Below are 15382 nucleotides of genomic sequence, written 5' to 3' on the forward strand. Positions count from 1 at the left end.
CCTGTGGAACAGCCCGTACCCGGCGTCGCCATCGAGCGCGGCGCGGTTCACACGGGCAGGTGCCAGCGGGGCCCGTCCGGGGACCCCAGCCAGATGGTCTGCCGCTCTGCGGTGGCGGTCATTCCGAACTCGGTGAGCTCGGGTGCTCCTGCTGCCTGCCAGGTCTGAAGGGCTGCTTCAACTTGGTCCCGCAGGCGCAGGGGGCCGTGCTGGTGGACAGTCCAACCGTTGTCGTTCTCCTCGGTCCAGGCCTGTGATCCGGTGGCGACGTCCCACAGGACCACACCACTGCTGGAGTGCATCAACGTGGCTGACGGCGCGGCAAGTTGGGCGACGAAGTGCCCGGCCCACACGTCGAGGAGCGCCGGGTCCACTTGAGTGGGTCGGGCCTCGCCGTCCTGGCGCAGGAAGACCGGCTGAGGGGGGCGTTCGTGGGAGCGGGCGAGCATGTAGGAGATCGTGTCGGGCAGGAAGCGGCCGTGGGCGATGTCCTGGTCGTCGAGGGTGAGCCGGATGAGTCCGGAGGCCAGCATCCAGCCGCTGAGGGTGGTGGTGATGGTGCCGCGCTCGGCAAGCTGCCACAGCCACGGGGCCGGGATGGAGCGCACCGCGCAGGTGGCCACGATCGCGTCGTATTCGGCCTGCTCTTTATAGCCTTGGAGTCCGTCGCCGGTCACCAGGGCGGGTGCGTATCCAGCCGCCGTGAGGTGGGCGGCCGCAGAGGCAGCCAGGCTGGTGTCGTACTCGATGCTGATCACGTGGTCTTCGCCCAGGCGGTGGCACAGGATCGCGGTGGAGTAACCGGTGCCGGTGCCGATCTCCAGGACCTTCTCGCCGCCGCGCAGGCCGGCCGCCTGCAGGGTGCGCACGACGAGAGAGGGCAGGGTGGCCGAGGATGTGGGGTTGCCCGTCACGGGTCCCGGGGCATCTTCAGCGTTCAGGTTGTCGACCTGGGTGACCCAGGTACGGTCGGTGTAGGCGAGACGCTGCCACTCCTGCCGGCTCAGCTCGGCACGCCGTACGGGCTGCCAGCGGGTGTTGTCGGGCCGGTATACAGCGGGGCCGAGGAACAGGTCCCGGTCCACGGCCTCGACCGCTGCGCGCCACTCGGGGCCAAGGGCTGGGTTACCGGCCTGGATCTGCTCAGCCAGGTGACGGCGAAGGGCGGTGGTGTCAGCGGTCACGGTGCTCTCCGGCATGCTGGAGCTGGTCGGCGACGGCGGTGATGAGCCGCTCGCTGATCGGGGCGGGAAACCAGGCGAACTGCCCGTTGGGGTTGCATTCGTACCACCAGGCGCGGCCGTGCGCGTCCAGGCCGAAGTCGAACGCGCCGAAGATGAGCCCGAAGGCGTCCAGGTAGGCACGTACGCGTTTGGCCAGTTCGGGTGGGGTGTCGATGAGCGTGTAGGACAGGGCGTCGTAGTGGCGGCGCCAGTCCACGCCGGGCGAGCCGTCGATCCGTACGGTGAAGACCTGCTCGCCCACGGCAGTGATCCGCAGATCCGCGACCGAGACCACGCGCCGCTGGAACAGGTGCATGGTGGCGGCGATACCCTCGTGCAGTTCCTCGGGGTTGACCTCGTCCACCCACACGGTCAGCGCCTGGCCCTGCTCGTCGTAGTAGTCCGTGCTGCGCAGCGGCTTGTACACGACCCGGCCCTGCTCGTGCACGAAGGCGCGAGCCGCGGCGGAGTCGTTGGTCAGCAGGGTCGGCGGCACATCGAAACCGCATCCCGCGGCCATCGCCAGTTGGGCTGGTTTGTACTCGGCGTCCCGGTTGCGCCAGGAGTGGTTGACGTAGTGCGCGCCGGGGAGCGAGGCCAGGATGCCGCCCAGTCCGTAGCGGGCCTCCTCGACACACCAGCGCGCTTGCTGATCAGGTACTCCTTCGGGGGCGGCATAGGGCCGAGGGCGACGCCAGTACACCGCCCGGACCCGATCCAACTCGGCGGTCCGGGTCGCCGTTCGTACCTTCCCGGCCAGGCCGAGCCCGTTCAGGAGGGCGCGGACGTTCAGTGTTTCGTGGAAGTCGGCCGGATCGAGCCGGACCACCGGCACCCGGCGCCGGTTCAGCTCCTCGATCACCATGTCCGCTGTCGCGTCACCTACCCGGGAGACCACCACGACGGGACCCGCCGCGGTCAATCGGAGTCCCCCTCTTGATCGGCGCCCTGGTCCGGTGTGCCGTCCAGACTGGTCTTCGTGCTCGTCTCCTTCGAGGTCTCTGACCGCTTGTGCCGGTCCATCGCCGGCGCCTCGATTCCGTCCGGGCTCCGCCACTGGCCCGTCTGCCGCTCCGGATCACTCGTGCCCGTTGGTTGGCGGCGTAATCAGCCGAGGCCCTGCCGTCGAACCAGCCACCGTTCATTCCGGGTGGGTATCGTCACGTCGCCCCTGTGGAGCGCAAGCGTCCTGAGCGGCGGGTGCGACTCTTCCGCATGGGGCGGGTGATGCTGTACGCCACCCCCCAGCCCGACCAGCCCCACTACGAACGCGGAGCCTGACCCTCGAGCTCAATAAAATGCAAAGGGGTTGGTCGGGTTGTGCCCACCCGACCAACCCCTGCAGAGAGCGCTCGGGGTCCGCTGCCCGGCCCCGGCGTTCGGGGCAGAGGCCACCGGGCCGGGGCTCGGGATCAGATCTCGCAGCTGCTCTCGGTCCCGAAGAAGGGCAGGTCCTCGGCGCAGGTGTCCGTGCCGCTACCGCCGTCCACGGTGCCGGTGGCCTCCGCGCCTACGTGGAGGTTGTCGTTGCCCGCCCCGCCCGCGACCGTACAGTCGTTGGAGTCGACGACGTCGATGGTGTCGCCGCCGCCCTCGCCCGCCAGTGTGCTCAGGGTGCAGACCCCGACGGTGAGGGTGTCGTCACCGTCGTCGCCGTGGATGCTGGCGCTGTCGCTGAGGCTGACGGTGCTGAGGTTGGCGAAGTCCGCTCCGGGGCCGAGGTGCATGGCGTCCGCGGCGACCGTGCCGAGAACGGTGACACGGTCGGCGCCGCCGCCGGTGTCGATGTTGCCGGAGTCGTTGCCTGTCACGGTGACACGGTCGTCACCGCCGTCCGTGCTGATCGTCCCGAGGGAGTTGCCGAGGATTTGGACCGTGTCGTCACCGATCCCGGTGTCGAACGCCGCGCCGTCCGCGCTGCCCGCCGAGATGAAGTCGTTGCCGGCGCCGGAGTTCACATTGCCACTGGCGTTCAGCACGATGGTGATCGTGTCGTTGCCACCGAGACTGTTGATGGTCTGGCCGGGCAGCAGGAACGGGCAGTTGATGGTGTCGTTGCCGTTGGTCTCCGTGCCCGTGCACTGTGCGGGCAGGGCGGAAGCGGTCGTGGCCGAAAGCCCGACCACCCCGATGGACATGAGCGCCACGGCGGCCACCCAGGCCATGCCACGACGCAGGGGAATCGCATACATCACAGGCTCCTCTCCGCCCGGTCACCGATATACGGGTATACGGGGCAACCGCGCGGGACCAAGTGCGAGGGTCCGCCGGATGGCGTTTGAGCGGGGGAAGGCGCCGTCGACGCTCGGGGCGCCACCACCACCGACGCTTGAAGTGTGCGCACGATTTGGCTGAAAACATGAGGCGTGCGCAGCGACGCGCGGTGGTGCGGTCCAGCGCCCGGACGGCCCGCGAGCGCCGTTCAACCCGGAGCCGGGCCGCTCACGCAGGTACGCGAGGTAATGCCGCACCCCAGAGCCCGGCGGAAGCAGCTGCGGCCTTCGTGGCCAGATCTCGGGCCAAGTGGCCACCACGTGGCCACCGTACGGTCATGTGGTGGCCACGTACCCGCGACGCGCACCTCGAGAGCGTCACTCGGTCACGTGCCGCCAGGTCCCGGTGGCTGCCATGGTCCGCGCGATCTCGTGGGTCATACGGCCGAAGAGTTCTATCGCCCGGGTGCCACCGTCGGACCGCCACATCAGGCCATATCCCACAGGCGTGTCTCCCTCCACGGGGACATAGGAGATTCCAGGACGGCCGTGGTAGAGGGCGATGTGGGCCCCTGCGAGCAAGGCTCCCTTGCCACCCGCGACGAGCGTGAGTGCCTCCTGGAAGTTGGTGACGGACGGTCCCTGTCCGATGGGTTTGCCGCTGGGTGTGCGCGTCGGCAGCCGGTGTTCTCGCCAACCCTGCTCATCCTCGTGGCGGCGCTCGTGTTCGTCCCGCGGTCGGTCCGGCCCGACAGACTCGGCAAGCGAATCGATGTCGGTGGCGCGCTCACCGTCACCGCTGCCCTCGTGCTGATCGTGCTGGGCGTGGAGCGTGCCGCCCATACCGGGGCGGCCGTCAGCGTGGGTACGTTGCTGGCCGGGCTGGCGTTCCTCGTGGCCTTCCTCGTCATCGAACGGCGGTCCGCCGAGCCCCTTGTGCGCCTGGGGATCCTGCGCGGCGGCTCCCTGGTGCGGGCCAACCTCTCCGCGATGCTGTTCGCTGCCGGATTCTTCGGATTCCAATTCCTGGTGGTGCTGTATCTCCAGGATCTGCGCGGCTGGTCGACGCTGGAGACCAGCTTCGCGATGCTGGTCATCGGCATCGACGCGATCCTCTCGCCGACCCTCACCCCACGGCTGGTCGACCGCTTCGGCAACGCCAGGGTGATCCTGGGCGGCCTCCTGCTCGCGGTGCTCGCCTACGGGCTGTTCCTGCGGGTCGGAGCGGACTGGAGCTACGCGACGATGTTCCCGAGCCTGATCGCTCTCGGTCTCGCCTTTTCCCTGGCGTACGGCCCTCTCACCATCGTGGCGACGGAGGGGATCGCGGAGGAAGAACAGGGTCTCGCGGGCGGGCTCCTCTACACCGCCTTCCAGTTCGGTGCCGCGCTCGGCCTCTCGGCCGTCACCGCCGTCAGCGTGGCCGCCACCGACACGCAGACTCCCGAAGCCCTGCTCGACGGCTACCGCACCGGTCTGCTCGTCCCGTTCGCAGCAGCCGTCATCGCCGCTGTCATCAGCGCCTTCGGCCTGCGCTCCCGGCAGGGCGGTGCGGCGTCGACGCCGGCAGACACCACCGCTGAGCACACCGGCGCCACTGTCTCCCGCTGACTCGAAAGGGCAGGCGCATGACCGCCGTTGGCTGCTTCGGTCGCCCGGCCTCCTCGGGTGCGGACGAGAAGAGGGGCGAGCCCGCGGATCTGCCTCTGGAAAACCGAAGCCGCTGGCTGAACCCGGGCCACTCCTGGTCGCCGTGTCGAAACCGCGCGAAAGCGACTCTCTTTGCCATTCTGGCCTCTCCAAGTCTGTCGCGGCCCGTATCCATGCGACGGGCACGGCCTGAGAGGACCGCCGGTGCCTGAGCCCCTCCCCGACCACGCCGAAGACTTCCCGGCGGCGTTCCGTGACCGCTACAACAGCGGCGATATCGAAGCCTGCATGGAGCTGTATGAGCCCGACGCGGTCTTCATGCCCGCGCCTGGAACACCGGTCAGGGGCGAGGACATCAGAAAGGCGATGACCGACTTCCTGAGCCTGGGGGTGCCCATCGCCGCCCGGGAACCGCGTCATGTTCATACCGCGGGCGACACGGCCTTGCTCATCTACGACTGGTTCATCGACGGCACTGGGCCGGACGGCGACCCCGTACACATCGAAGGCACGGCCACCGACATCGTCCGGCGGGGCAGCGACGGCCGCTACCGTTACATCATCGACAATCCGTTCGGCATCCAGCCCACCGACTCCGCTGAATGAGCCGACTTGAACCGTTCCGGCGGCCGTGGCCGACCGAGCGGCCCGCACCGCCGGACCGGGCCGGTCCGCCGGAGCGGCTCGGGGCGGTCACCGTGCGATCCCCCCGTCCTGCCCAGGCCGGCGACCCGCGAAGGGCCGCCGGGACGAAATTCTGCTTCGGCAGCTGAGGGCCAGCCGCCAGGACACCCAGCGCGGGAGCGAAGGCCGTGCGCCACTGCCCGTGGCAGCGGCGGAACCGGCATCAACCTGACGTGGCAGGCGGGAAGAAGGCTGTCCTACGGATTGGATTCGGCGGCGCGGCGGTATTCGGCGTTGATGCGCTGGGCTTCTTCGAGTTGGTCCTCAAGGATAATGATGCGGCAGGCGGCCTCGATCGGGGTGCCCTGATCGACGAGTTCGCGGGCGCGGGCGGCGATGCGCAGTTGGTAGCGGGAGTAGCGCCGGTGGCCGCCGGTGGAGCGGAGCGGGGTGATCAGACGGGCTTCCCCGATGGCGCGCAGGAAGCCCTGCGTGGTGCCGAGTATCTCCGCGGCTCGGCCCATGGTGTAGGCGGGATAGTCGTCGTCGTCGAGACGGCTGTTGGAGTTCTCTACTGTCATTTGCACCTCTTTGTGGAACGCGTCGAGGGGCCCTGGTGCCGATTGGCACCAGGGCCCCGAAGGAACTACACCATCTACCGGCCCTGATACTGCGCCGGCATTGTGTTTCCGCCGACCCGACCCAGTTGCTGTCGGGAATGCGGGGATCGCGGTTGCTTGACCGGAGACCACCTCACTATCGATGTCCTGCGGTACCCGGGCTCAGACGGCCGCCCGGGCGATCCTGATGGCGCTGGAGCTCCTCCGTTCTTTCCTCTGGAATCACTCACTTACCTACTGCTGGTACTGCGAACTGCACCTACTGCTACTGCGGTACTGCTCGTGGCGGCCCCTGATCACTGCGGGCCACCCGGTCCGGCCGTCAGTCCCGTCACCGTCCTGCAACCGCTCTGGCTTCGGAACTCCACCGTCGAACCGTCTTGCGTACTACACCTACCTGTACTGCGGGTACCACTGCCTGGCAGTTCGTCTCTGCCGGGCCTTGCGTGACCTCGGTTACGAGAGAAACACTAACTGGATCAGCGCCCAAAGTCTACTCCGGCCGACATAGATTTTCTCGTGTGGGCGATCTGGTAGCTGGCGGGTCGACCTGTCAGTGGGCCTGAAGGCGGGATCAGTCCCCCGCGGGCGTCTGTGCGGATGCCGGTATGGGGCCGTGCCAGTCCAGGCACAGGACGGTGGCGTCGTCCCGGGGTGGTCGGCCGCCATACGCATCAGTGACCGCGCCGACGAGCGTGCGCACCACTTCGCGAGGGTGCTCGGCGGCGCTCTTGCGCAGCAGGCCGGGCAGGTCGACCGCTTGGGCCTCGCGTTCCTGCATGCCGTCCGTGAGCAGCAGGAGCCGGTCCCCCGGGCGCAGGTCGAGGTCCTGGACCAGGTACTTGCCGTGGCAGGAATGGTCGACCCCGAACGGCATGTCCACGGCCAGGGGCAGCTCGGTGACCGCGCCCTCGCGCAGCAGGAGCGGTCTCGGGTGGCCGGCGTTGACGAGGTGGGCGCCACTGCCGTCCAGGGCGATGCGCAGGAGCTGGCCGGTGGCGAAGGTGCGGTTGCCGTGCTCCCGCAGTGCCAGGTGGGTCTGGCGTGCCTGTTCGGCGAGGTCTTCTCCGGCGCGGCGGGCACCGCGGGAGGCATTGACGAGAAGGGTCGCCATGAGCGAAGCCTGGGTGTCGTGGCCCATGGCATCGGTGATCGACAGATGCAGGGTGTTCTGGTCGACGCTGTAGTCGTAGGTGTCGCCGGCGATGTCGGACGCCGGGACCAGGGCGCCCGCCAGCGTGAACTGGGGTGCTTCGCAGCAGGAGGCGGCGGGCAGGAGCTGGCGCTGGATCTCGGCCGCCAGGCTGACCGTGGTGGTGCGGTTGCCCCAGTGGTAGAGGTCGGTGAAGCGCCGGTCCGTGACGATGACGTACGCCAACGCGTGCGCCGCCTCCTCCACCTGCTCCAGCACATCCCCGGTGATGTGGGGCAGGAAGAGCTCCAGGACTCCGATGGCGTCGCCGCGGTTCGTGACGGGGGCGAGCACCCGTCGGCCCTCCCCCCTGTCCGGTGCCAGGACCAGGCGCTGGTCGCGCAGCACCTCGTCGTAGATGCCGCTGCCCGCGAGCGGCACCTGCTCAGCGCGGTGCTCCTGCTGCTGGGTGGCGGTGTCGTGGACCCGCAGCAAGCGCCGGCCGACGATATCGACGAACAGGAACGACACATACCGGGCGCCGAACCGCTCACGCAGATTGCGCGCCACCACATCCAACGAGTCCACTGGCGCGGCGGCCTCGGCAGCCGCCAACACCTGCGCCAGTCCAATCCGCTCACCCGCCACATCAGCCTCCAAAAGGGTCTCGTCATCTCCTTCCCGCCCGGCCCCCACAATCACGGTCTCTCTTCTTGTACGCCTCGGAAAGCGACGTGTTACGCCTCGGAAAGCAACGTGCAGGTGTTCCGCCAACCCGCGCTCTGGGCTCTGCGGCACGGTGTCCCAGCGCTAACGCGCAATGAGGGTGCGGTACGTCCGGACGTACCGCACCCTCATCACACTGTTACGCCGTTACCGCCAGGGACTGCGGGGCGCGTTGGACGCGGGAAAGCCTCACCGCACGGTCCACGCCTGGCTCTTGGGCCCGACGCATTCCCACACCACGAGGGGCACGCCGTTGCCGCCGACGCCCATGGCGGTGTCCAGGCACAGGCCTGAAGCGTTCCTGATCTGCGCGGGCTGGCCCGTGAGAGTCCAGTTCTGGCTGGGTGAGCCGTTGCAGGCCCAGAGCACTGCCCGGGTGCCGTGCGTCTGGGCACCGGCGGGACCGCCGGCCACGTCCAGGCACTTCCCCCCGATGGTGACCGTTCCCGACCCGGAGGTCGTCCAGCGTTGGTTGGCACCGCCGTTGCAGTCCCACAGAGCGATCTGCGTGCCATCGGCGGTGGCGAAGGCGGGGTCGTCCATGCAACGGCCGGCCACCCCGTTCACCAGCGAGGCAGTGACCGCAGCCGGTGCCTTCGCCGGGGCGTGGGACGTGCTGTCCCCGGCGGCGGAGGCCGTCACCGACGGGAAGGCAAGGACGACGGCGCCTAAGGCCGCAGCGGCGACGAGCCCAGGCCGCCGCGTTCGGAAGTTGAGGTTCATGGCGAAACCCTTCTTCTCTGCGAGCCCCCCGTACCCGGGGAGCAAGTCCACAACAGCGCGGGGCACCAACCATGAACAGATGCCAGACGCATATTTCACTCGAAGGGTGCATTCATACGTTTATATGGATTGCATGCACCACAGGCACGGCCGGCGTCGCGGGCGGGCGGCCAGCGAGGACCCGTACTACGGGGCTGACCGGTACTACGGAGCCGTGAGGGTGTCGAGCCGGGCGGCGAGGTCGGGGTGTGCGGTGGCCAGGTGGGGGCGGGTCGCGGTCAGCGGGGCGATGAGGTCGGCGGGGTCGTCGTGGGCGAGGGCCGCGTCGAGTTCGCGGAGCGGGCGGCGGGCCGCGGCGGGTAGGTCGGTGAGTGCGGTGATCTGTCCGGCGAGGCGGCGCAGGTCGGCGGCGTTGCGGCGGGCCCAGGCGGCGGTGGTGCGGTCGGCGGCACGGGCCTGGCGGGTGGCCGTCACGCGCTGTTCGCCGGTAGTCCCGGCTGGGCCGGGACGGCCGCGCAGGTAGCGGCGCTCGGCCGCCTGGCGGCTGGCGACGCCGAGGGGCGGGGCGAGGTCGGCCCAGCTGGCGCCCGCGTCGCGGGCGGTCTCGATCAGGCCGGTCTCCCAGCCGGCGAGCTGCTCGCGCACCTGCCGCAACAGCATCAGCGAGGCCAGCGCCTGCTCGGGCTCCGGCCCGGTATCGGAAGCGTTCGGGGCCTCCTGCTGGGCTTCGCGCAGGGTGTCGTCTATGGCGTTGAGGGCCGCCGCGGCGGCGAGGAACGACGCCGGGCTGTGGGCGCCGGTGCCGGTCGTGGACGGCTGATCGGCCGGGGTCACGGAACACCTCCCGGGGTATGTCATCGAGTAGACGACATCATGTTTGTCATCCATTGGATGACATGTTACAACGGTGTCAGTGAGGCGCATTGGCAGTAACTGCCTGGACCTGCTGGAGGTGTTTTCACGATGTTGATGCGCACTGACCCCTTCCGTGAGCTGGACCGGATGACGCAGCACCTGCTTGGCCCGGGGACCTGGTCGAGGCCGGCGACGATGCCGATGGACGCCTACCGCGAGGGCGACCAGTACGTGGTGGCCTTCGACATCCCCGGTGTCACCGCGGACGCGATCGACATCGACGTCGAGCGGAACATGCTGACGGTCAAGGCCGAGCGCCGACCGGTGGTGAAGGCCGACGACGTACAGATGGAACTGTCCGAGCGGCCGCTGGGCGTCTTCTCCCGCCAGATCGTGCTCGCCGACACCCTCGACACCGAGCACATCAACGCCGACTACGACGCGGGCGTACTGACCCTGCGCATCCCGATCGCCGAGCGCGCCAAGCCCCGCAAGATCTCCATCGGCGTCGGGAACGGCCACAAGGAAATCTCCGGCTGACACCGGCCGGACCGGTGCGGAGGACGGGCACCTGATCTCCCCTTCACCCCGTCCTCCACACCCCCCTGAGTCGGCCAAGGAACAAAGAGGGGTGACGGCGAGATGGCACTGCGACGCGAAGCGTTTCTCGACCACGTCAAGGAACGCGGCGAGTACGGCACCGTGGAGGAAGCCGAGCGCGCGGCCCGCGTGGTGCTCGCCCTGCTCGGCGCACACCTGGTCGGCGAGGTTCGCGCGCTGCTCGCGGCACGCCTGCCGGAGGAATTCGCCCTGATCTTGCTCAACCCGCTGCAGAGCGCCGAGCCGCTGCCGCCGGAGCGGTTCGTGCGGGCGACCGCGGCCTGGATCGAGGGCGCCACCGAGCAGACCGCGACGTGGGACGTCAGCGCCGTGCTGTCCACGGTCGCCGACACCGCCGGCGACGACCTGCTGGGGCAGATCCTGCTCCAGCTCCCCGCCGGCTACGACCTGCTCTTCGGTCGCCCCCAACCCACCTGATTACTGGTGCCGCACACCGGCACCCACCGACCCTGGCTCGACGCCTCTACACCTGCCTGGCGGACTGTCGCGCCATCGCCCGCGATTCCCGTCCTGGAGAAGGTACGGCTCGCCGTGGGCTTATGAACTCCCTTGCAGGGGCCTACCTTTGAGCCATGGAATCTCGGCATCCCGGCCCGCTGGCGGACGTTGTGTCACCAATGGCAGCCGGATGGCGGCTGCTGTTCGTGCCCAGCCGGGCCCGCGAGCTGGCCGTCGCGCTCGGCGCGAGCATCATGGTCCCGTCGATGGTCGCGGCCCCCCTTCTGCTGGCCGCTCTGGTGGCAGCCCTGATCTCGGGGAGCTCATTCGTCTGGGGCAGTTTCTGGGTCCTCCTGGCGCTCACCGTCGTCGCGGCGATCCTGCTCACCGTGGCCACGATGTACGTGACGGTCTCCACGACGGTGCGGTGGGTCGAGCTCCGCACCATGGAAACCCCGGCTCAGCTCGTGATCGCCCGCTTTCTGCGTTCGTCGACCATGGCGATGGCTGATCTGCAGCGAGTCGTCGTCATCGAACGACTCAGCCTGGGGCAGCGACAGTCGATCAAGGTGGTGTGGCACACCCGCAGCGAGAAAGTGGAGTGCGAACCGCCGACGTCCGCACCGCTCTCTCGGGTCGACGCACAGGCACTGACCAGCTGGTTGACCGAACAGCTCGGCCCGGTCCAGGTAGCGGTGGAGCGTCAGACGGAGGTCAAGCGTGACTTCCTGCGGCCGGACGAGTGGTGGACCCCGTCCCACACCGCCGAGCAGTGGCGGGTACCCGTCGGCGAAGTCGACAACATAGCCGCCCAGCGCGGCGTCGAAGGCTATCGGTACACGCCCCGGGCATCCGCGATGCACAGCCCTGGCACTTCGGTCACCGTCTACGACCCGGCCCGGGCGCACGAGGTCGCCGAAGAACTCCGCGCGGAACGAGCCGCCGGCCGGGCCGCCGACAGTGCGGCGGCCCCCGGCCCAGCCGAGGGCGACGCAACGGATCCCCGCTGACCGACTCGGACGCCCGCGCTTGATGACCGGACTGTTACCAGACGACCGGCCCGGTCCTGTCGAAGAAGCCGCCGGTCGGGCCGTCGGCGCCGATGGAGGCCATGCGGACGATGATCTCCGCGCCCTCCTCGATGGTTTGGGTGCCCTGGTGGCCGTTGAGGGCAGTGGCGGTGTAGCCGGGGTCGACGGCGTTGAACCGGACGGTGGGGAACACCTTGGCGTACTGCGAGGTGACCATGACCAGCGCGGTCTTGGACGAGTTGTAGTCCAGCGCGGTCACATGGAACTCCACCCGGCTCGGGTCGGCACACGCGGCCAGCGAGCCCAGACCGCTGCTGACGTTGACGACGACCGGGGCGTCGCTTGCTTCCAACAACGGCAGGAAGGCGTGCGTGACCCGTACGACACCGAAGACATTCGTGTCGTACGTGGTCAGCATGTCGGCCCCGGTGACCTCGCCGACCGGCTTGCGCGCGCCCACGATCCCGGCGTTGTTGACCAGGACGTCGAGACGGCCTGCGTCCTCGCGGAGGAATTCGGCTGCGGACTTCACGGAATCCTCGTCGGTGACGTCGAGTTGAACGAAGCGGGCGCCGAGCGTCTCGGCGGCCGTACGGCCACGGTGGGCATCGCGTGCCCCCACATAGACGGTGTGCCCGGCCTCGATCAGACGACGAGCCGCCTCGAAACCGAGCCCCTTGTTCGCTCCAGTGATCAATGTAGTGGTCATGTACTCGCTCCGGTGATCGGTGGTCGGTGATGTCTCCACCCTCGGCGCACCGCAGACGAACAGACAGTGCCCGCCTCAGCCAGTGGACCAGCAGTACCAGGCTGTCCGGGCGCGGCGGCGCGATACTGGGGCGGTGAACGAATCCAGGGAACTGGGCAGAGCCCTGCATGGCTGGCGGGACCGAATCGCCCCTGCCACGGTCGGACTGCCCGCGGGCGGGGTACGCCGGGCCGCCGGACTGCGCCGCGAGGAGCTGGCCCAGCTCGCCGGCCTGTCGGTGGACTACATCACCCGCCTGGAACAGGGCAGGTCCACTTCCCCGTCGGCGCAGGTCCTGTCCGCGCTGGCCCGTGCCCTGCGGCTGTCTGCAGCCGAGCGTGAATACCTGTTCCTCCTCGCGGGCCAGCCGGCGCCGGGTCCCACGCAACTGTCGGCCCACGTACCACCGGGGGTCCGAAGGCTGCTCGATCAGCTGGACGGCTCACCGCTGAGCGTGCATGACGCCGCCTGGAACCTGATTCTGTGGAACCCGTTGTGGGCCGCCCTGTTCGGAGACCTGTCCGCGCTGCGCGGACGCGAGCGCAATGTCGTCTGGCGGCACTTCGCCGGTCTGCCCAGCCGGGTCAGCCACACCCCCGAGCAGGAGGCCCGCTTCGAAGCGGCCGTGGTCGGCGATCTCCGGGCGGCGACCGCCCGCTATCCCGCCGATGCCGATCTGCGGTCCCTTATCAGGGACTTGCGCGGTGTCAGTACCGACTTCGTACGCCTGTGGGACACGGGCATCGTGGGCGTCCACGAGTCGGACAGCAAGACCATCCATCACCCCGATGTCGGCGCCATCACCTTCGACTGTGACGTGCTGATGGCCCCCGGCAGCGACCTGCGCATCGTCGCCTATTCCGCCGCTCCTGGCAGCGAGGCCGCCGACCGGCTCCGGCTCCTCGACGTCATCGGCACCCAGACCATGAGCGAATGATCAAGGAGCGCCCCTCACAGGGCGCTCCAGCCGATCCCGTTCAGCGGCACTGCCGCACGGTCCGCACCCCCTCGCGCGGTGCGTACGCCAGCCAGTCCACGATCTGCACCGCCGCCCCGGCCGCCTCCATGCCTTGGCAGTGCGCGTGGTGCCTGCGCACGATGCCCTCCAGGTCGAGGTGGGAGCCGAAGGCAGGGTGCGCGGCCAGCCGCCGGGCGTACGCCCATACATGGGGGTGCTCGGTGATGCGGTGCACGGCGGCGGCGTCCAGGTGGTGGCGGTGTACGAGGTCCAGCTGTACGAGCGTCACCCACAACCACACGTCCGCGAGGGTGAGTTCGCCGCCCAGCACGTACTCGCGCGAGGCCAGCCGCCGGTCGAGTGTGTGCAGGGCCCCCAGCAGGGTGGCCAGCGCGGCTTCGCGTGCCGCCGAGTCGCTGTCGCACCGCCCGGCGCTCTGGGCCGCCACGGTGACGCTCTCGTCGCAGAGCCGGACAACGACTTCCATGTCCTCCTCGGCGCCGCGGGGGTAGAGATCGGGCCCCGGCCCGGCGAACCGCCGGGCCAGGTCCCGCAGGATGTCGGATGTGTGAGTGCTGACGATCGTTCCGGTCCAGTTGTCGCTCAGCACCGGTGCCACCGCAGGCCCCGGATGCAGATGCGAGCTGGCTTCGTACAACGGGCGCAGCGCCAGGTGTCCGCCGTCCGAAGCGTCAGGCAGGGAGGGCAGCAGCGTCACCGGGAGGGTGTCGCCCAGACCGAGCAGGCTGTGCGCGATGGCGATCTGAAGAGAGTCCGGACAGGACAGCGAGAGGTGGAGCCGGTAGCGCTGCGGCGCGGCGTAGTAGCCGCTGCGCGCGTCGCAGCCGATCCTGCCCCGGAAGGACGGCACTGTGGTCGAGGATGTGGCGGACATACGTCTCCCTGGAGTGCACGGTCATGGGCATACGGACATACGGGGGCGACGGCTGCGTGGCGGCCGTGGCACGACCGGGATGCGTCACCCGTCGTCAGGACCGGGGCGCGGCGGCGGCATGGGGGTCAGGCGTGAAGAGGCGTGGAGCCTTCGCCTTGCGGGGAATTCGCCGCACTGCACACGCGCAGCAGGTCGATATGGCGGCGGGATGTCAGCAGGGGCAGTGGCCGGACCGCGACGCGGGCGGCTCGTCGGCCGAGGTCCCGCACAGAGCAGTCCATCTTTCCCTACCCGTTCACTAGGATTTCCCGTACTGGAGTGTCCGGCCACGGCCCGGCCTCGTCAAGGGGGCGCGTTCCCACAGTCTTCGTGACATCACGGGCTCCCCTGACCGGGTCGGCGTCGGCCCACGGGCTGACGGCCGTCACCGGGCGGCCGGGCCCCGATCACCGGGAAACCCGCCGACAGCTGGGCCGATCACCCCTCGTCTCAGACCTTGAGATGCGGACATCCAACATGCGGACACCCTCTTGGGGTGGGGGCCACCTTCTGCCACGATCCCTGCCAACCAGGTAGGAAAACTAGGGATGACGGGGGTGGCCGTGGGAGCGCTCAGCTGTGCGAACCGGGTACTGCCCGTGCTGACCTCGCGCCGTCACATCGACTTCGGCCTTTCGTCCAGTTCGATCTGTCGGTCGATCTGAGACCTCAGCACGCACGTCCCCATCTCCTTGATCACCCGCTCCTTCCCTGAGAGGACACCTCCGTGTCTGCCGCAAGACCGCTCACGCTCACCACGCTGCGCACCCTCGCCGCTCTCACCGCCCTCCCCCTGCTGCTCGCCGCGTGCAGTTACGGTTCCGACAAGAAGTCCGACGACGGCCAGAAGGCCCAGGTCGCCACCGACGCCAAGAAGCTGTCGGCG

General features: G+C 69.2%; 16 protein-coding genes and 1 pseudogene. 6 read left to right on the forward strand and 11 right to left on the reverse strand.

Annotated elements, in window-relative coordinates; translation table 11 throughout:
- Positions 1-47: 47 nt before the first annotated feature.
- The 5 genes from tgmC to ABD236_RS24145 form a co-directional block, all read right to left on the reverse strand.
- Entirely contained in the window at positions 48-1184 is a 1137-nt protein-coding gene (tgmC, locus tag ABD236_RS24125) for an ATP-grasp peptide maturase system methyltransferase (RefSeq protein WP_344076657.1), read from the reverse strand.
- Positions 1174-2145, reverse strand: coding sequence for an ATP-grasp ribosomal peptide maturase (gene tgmB / locus ABD236_RS24130; RefSeq protein ID WP_344076659.1), 972 nt, complete (start codon positions 2143-2145; stop codon positions 1174-1176). Before tgmB ends, tgmC begins: the two co-directional genes overlap by 11 nt.
- The gene (locus ABD236_RS35060) at positions 2142-2246 is read right to left on the reverse strand and encodes a hypothetical protein (protein WP_425543931.1); all 105 of its coding nucleotides are present in this window, start codon (positions 2244-2246) and stop codon (positions 2142-2144) included. The genes tgmB and ABD236_RS35060 overlap by 4 nt, the downstream gene beginning before the upstream one ends.
- A 389-nt stretch (positions 2247-2635) precedes the next feature.
- Positions 2636-3415, reverse strand: coding sequence for a calcium-binding protein (locus ABD236_RS24140; RefSeq protein WP_344076661.1), 780 nt, complete (start codon positions 3413-3415; stop codon positions 2636-2638).
- 399 nt (positions 3416-3814) lie between these two features.
- Positions 3815-3940, reverse strand: a complete 126-nt coding sequence (locus ABD236_RS24145) for a hypothetical protein (protein ID WP_344076664.1) — start codon at positions 3938-3940, stop codon at positions 3815-3817.
- A gap of 183 nt (positions 3941-4123) precedes the next feature.
- Between ABD236_RS24145 and ABD236_RS24150 the strand changes: the two are divergent.
- Together ABD236_RS24150 and ABD236_RS24155 are read left to right on the forward strand one after the other, a co-directional pair.
- Positions 4124-5047, forward strand: a pseudogene (locus ABD236_RS24150) (MFS transporter); the annotation flags it as partial.
- A 243-nt stretch (positions 5048-5290) separates the two neighbouring features.
- Positions 5291-5692 carry a YybH family protein gene (locus ABD236_RS24155; RefSeq protein ID WP_344076666.1) on the forward strand — a complete coding sequence of 134 codons (402 nt, stop codon included), beginning with the start codon at positions 5291-5293 and terminating at the stop codon, positions 5690-5692.
- Between the two features lie 275 nt (positions 5693-5967).
- Here ABD236_RS24155 and ABD236_RS24160 read toward each other — a convergent pair whose 3' ends face one another.
- The 4 genes from ABD236_RS24160 to ABD236_RS24175 form a co-directional block, all read right to left on the reverse strand.
- Positions 5968-6291 carry a MerR family transcriptional regulator gene (locus ABD236_RS24160; RefSeq protein WP_344076669.1) on the reverse strand — a complete coding sequence of 108 codons (324 nt, stop codon included), beginning with the start codon at positions 6289-6291 and terminating at the stop codon, positions 5968-5970.
- 613 nt (positions 6292-6904) lie between these two features.
- The gene (locus ABD236_RS24165; protein WP_344076704.1) at positions 6905-8110 is read right to left on the reverse strand and encodes a PP2C family protein-serine/threonine phosphatase; all 1206 of its coding nucleotides are present in this window, start codon (positions 8108-8110) and stop codon (positions 6905-6907) included.
- 267 nt (positions 8111-8377) lie between these two features.
- On the reverse strand, positions 8378-8911 hold the full coding sequence (locus ABD236_RS24170) for an RICIN domain-containing protein (RefSeq protein WP_344076671.1): 534 nt from the start codon (positions 8909-8911) through the stop codon (positions 8378-8380).
- Positions 8912-9115: 204 nt separating this feature from the next.
- Entirely contained in the window at positions 9116-9745 is a 630-nt protein-coding gene (locus ABD236_RS24175) for a type III effector protein (RefSeq protein ID WP_344076673.1), read from the reverse strand.
- 129 nt (positions 9746-9874) lie between these two features.
- Between ABD236_RS24175 and ABD236_RS24180 the strand changes: the two genes are divergently transcribed.
- From ABD236_RS24180 to ABD236_RS24190, 3 genes are all read left to right on the forward strand, one after another.
- Positions 9875-10306 (forward strand): Hsp20/alpha crystallin family protein, encoded by a 432-nt coding sequence (locus tag ABD236_RS24180; RefSeq protein WP_344076675.1) that lies wholly within the window; start codon positions 9875-9877, stop codon positions 10304-10306.
- Between the two features lie 102 nt (positions 10307-10408).
- On the forward strand, positions 10409-10804 hold the full coding sequence (locus tag ABD236_RS24185) for a DUF2267 domain-containing protein (RefSeq protein WP_344076677.1): 396 nt from the start codon (positions 10409-10411) through the stop codon (positions 10802-10804).
- A 200-nt stretch (positions 10805-11004) separates the two neighbouring features.
- Positions 11005-11835, forward strand: coding sequence for a hypothetical protein (locus tag ABD236_RS24190; protein ID WP_344076679.1), 831 nt, complete (start codon positions 11005-11007; stop codon positions 11833-11835).
- A gap of 34 nt (positions 11836-11869) precedes the next feature.
- Here the strand turns inward: ABD236_RS24190 and ABD236_RS24195 are convergent, their stop codons facing one another.
- Entirely contained in the window at positions 11870-12565 is a 696-nt protein-coding gene (locus ABD236_RS24195) for an SDR family NAD(P)-dependent oxidoreductase (protein ID WP_344076681.1), read from the reverse strand.
- Positions 12566-12698: 133 nt separating this feature from the next.
- On the opposite strand from ABD236_RS24195, the gene ABD236_RS24200 reads away from it, so the two are divergent.
- On the forward strand, positions 12699-13541 hold the full coding sequence (locus ABD236_RS24200) for a helix-turn-helix domain-containing protein (protein WP_344076683.1): 843 nt from the start codon (positions 12699-12701) through the stop codon (positions 13539-13541).
- A gap of 40 nt (positions 13542-13581) precedes the next feature.
- Here ABD236_RS24200 and ABD236_RS24205 read toward each other — a convergent pair whose 3' ends face one another.
- Entirely contained in the window at positions 13582-14457 is an 876-nt protein-coding gene (locus tag ABD236_RS24205) for a glutathione S-transferase C-terminal domain-containing protein (RefSeq protein ID WP_344076685.1), read from the reverse strand.
- Positions 14458-15382 lie beyond the last annotated feature (925 nt).

Source organism: Streptomyces crystallinus, assembly GCF_039521265.1.
GTDB lineage: Bacteria > Actinomycetota > Actinomycetes > Streptomycetales > Streptomycetaceae > Streptomyces > Streptomyces crystallinus.